This window comes from Oerskovia sp. NPDC060287 (genome assembly GCF_042726775.1).
In the GTDB taxonomy this organism is placed as follows: domain Bacteria; phylum Actinomycetota; class Actinomycetes; order Actinomycetales; family Cellulomonadaceae; genus Oerskovia; species Oerskovia merdavium.
This window is the reverse complement of sequence record NZ_JBHXBO010000384.1, coordinates 1-2,360: the sequence shown is the minus strand read 5'-3', so window position 1 is coordinate 2,360 and position 2,360 is coordinate 1. Positions and strand designations below refer to the sequence as shown.

General features: G+C 71.6%; 4 protein-coding genes. All 4 read right to left on the bottom strand.

Features of this window, described 5'->3' with window-relative positions:
* Positions 1-85 precede the first annotated feature (85 nt).
* Complete coding sequence (locus tag ACFWFR_RS19140; RefSeq protein ID WP_377616371.1) at positions 86-526, bottom strand: VOC family protein; 441 nt, start codon at positions 524-526, stop codon at positions 86-88.
* Between the two features lie 13 nt (positions 527-539).
* A complete protein-coding gene (locus tag ACFWFR_RS19135) occupies positions 540-1,193 on the bottom strand; it encodes a dihydrofolate reductase family protein (RefSeq protein WP_377616372.1) in 654 nt (217 codons plus the stop codon).
* 153 nt (positions 1,194-1,346) lie between these two features.
* Positions 1,347-1,922, bottom strand: a complete 576-nt coding sequence (locus tag ACFWFR_RS19130; RefSeq protein ID WP_377616373.1) for a TetR/AcrR family transcriptional regulator — start codon at positions 1,920-1,922, stop codon at positions 1,347-1,349.
* Between the two features lie 21 nt (positions 1,923-1,943).
* Positions 1,944-2,360 (bottom strand): FAD-binding protein (locus ACFWFR_RS19125; RefSeq protein WP_377624164.1); only part of this gene is annotated, 417 nt, incomplete at its 5' end.

Sequence of the window (2,360 nt, the reverse complement as noted above, 5' to 3'; positions counted from 1 at the left end):
AGAACGTCCTGCGCGAGATAGAACCCGGTGGGTACTACCTCGCGCAGGACGTTCTACCTCGGCGGTCTCCGGGGCCGAGCCCTCGTCAGCCCAGCTCCTCGGCCAGGGCGACGATGATCCCCTCGGGCCCGCGGAGGTAGCAGAGCCGGTAGGCGTCCTCGTACCGGACGATCTCGCCGACGAGCGTGGCACCGTGCGTGCCGAGCCGGGCGACGGTGTCGTCGATGTCGTCGACCGCGAACATCACGCGGTGCAGGCCCAGGGTGTTCGACGGCGCCGCACCCAGGCCGATGTCGACCGCGTCGGGCGAGCGGTAGGCGGACAGCTCGAGCCGTCCGGGCCCGTCGGGCACGCGCAGCATCGCGATCTCGGACCGCATCCCGTCGAGCCCGACGACGCTCCCCGCCCAGGCACCCTCGATGGGCGCCCTGCCCTCGAGCTCCATCCCGAGCTCGACGAAGAACGCGACCGCCGCGTCGAGGTCGGCGACGACGATGCCGATGTTGTCCAGCCGCTGGATCGCCATGCGTCGTCCCGTCTCAGTGGTTCTGGTCGGCGGCGCCGACGCCGCGGTCGGCGGCGGCCATGTCGCCCGTCGCGGGCGTGCCGTCGGCAAGACCGTAACGCAGCATGACCGTGCCTGCAGGGCTCGCCGCGGGCGGCTCGAGCAGAGTCAGGTTGGTGGGGACGGCGCCGCCGTCGAACACCTGCTTCCCGACGCCGAGGACGATCGGGTGGATCCAGAGGTCGAGGCGGTCGAACAGCTTCTCGCGCAGCAGCGTCTGCACCAGGCCGAGGCTGCCGACGACCTTGACGTGCTCGTGCCGGTCGCGGACCTCACGCACCGCGGCGGCGAGGTCGGGGCCGAGCTGCGTGGACCCGGCCCAGGAGAGGTCGGGTGTGCCGCGCGAAGCGACGTACTTGGGGATGCGGTTGAACAGCGCGGCGAAGTCGTCGTCCTGGCCACCCTCCTGGTGGGGCCAGAACGCGGCGAAGATGTCGTAGGTGCGGCGCCCGAGCAGGAGGGCGTCGGTGCCCTCGTACGCGGCAGCGACCTGCTCACCGGCGACGTCGTCCAGCAGGGGAGCCTGCCAGCCGCCGAACGGGAACCCGATCGGGTCCTCGTCGGGCCCGCCGGGCGCCTGCCCGACGAGGTCCAGGGTCGTGAACAGCTCGATCTCGATCGATCCCATGATGTGCTCCGGTGGGTCGGTGGCAGGGGCATGGTGTAGACCGGGCGGCGGGGTGGAACTCATCGTCCGCGGCGAGCCGTTCGACATGTGGCCGTCCTCGTGACCCTGGAGCTGCGACGCGGCTGGCGAGCTGTCGCGGGGGCGTCGGCGGGGTCAACGCGCGGTCAGGTCCACCCCGAGCAGCCGCCAGGCGCGCAGTGCGAGGAGTCGGAGCGTGGCCACGGGCGCGTCGGCCGAGACGGCTGCGGAGACCATCGTCACCGAGAGCATCAGGTCCGATGCTGTGCGATCTCCCGGGACAGTTCCGTCCGCCTGGCCGTTCCGGACCCGCGCGTCGATGACGGCCTCGACGCGGGCTGCGAGCGAGGCGACGCGGTCGTCGGTGTTCGCGGCGCGGACGAGGTCGACGAACGCGGTCGAGTCCACGATCTGCTGCGTGATCTTCGTGAGCAGGTCCCGGAGCGTCGAGCGCGGGTCGGCAGCCAGCAGCTCGAGCTCGGCCACGTTGTCCTCGAAGACGGCCACGGCGAGGGCGACCCGGTCGGGAAAGTGCCGGTAGAGGCTGCCTTGCCCGACGCCGGCCCGCTTGGCGATCGCCGCGAGCGGGGCGTCGATCCCGCTCTCGGCGAAGACCGCTCGAGCCGCCGTGAGGAGTGCGGTGCGATTGCGCGCCGCCGCGGCCGGGCCGAGGTTCGCGGCTCGGCCGGGCGGCGTGTCGGTAGTGGGCATGCTGGGGAGCCTAGACCTGTGTCATCCTCTCGTGCGGGCCATGTGGCGGGCGGCGCGCAGACCGAACACGGCAGCCGGACCGATCGTCGACCCCGGACCCGGATAGGTGTGTCCCATCACGGAGGCGGAGTTGTTGCCGGCGGAGTACAGGCCCTCGATCACGGAGCCGTCGTGACGCAGTGCGCGGGAGTCGGCGTCGGTCACCACTCCGCCCTTGGTGCCGAGGTCGCCGATGACGATCTTGTAGGCGACGAAGGGGCCCTTCTCGATGGTCCCCAGGCACGGGTTCGGTCGCACGGTCGGGTCACCGTAGTAGCGGTCGTAGGCCGAGTCGCCCTTGCCGAAGTCCTGGTCGCGACCGGTGCGAGCGAACCCGTTGAGTCGCTCCACCGTGGCCCGGAAGGTCGCCTTGTCGAGGTCGAGCTTCTCGGCGAGCTC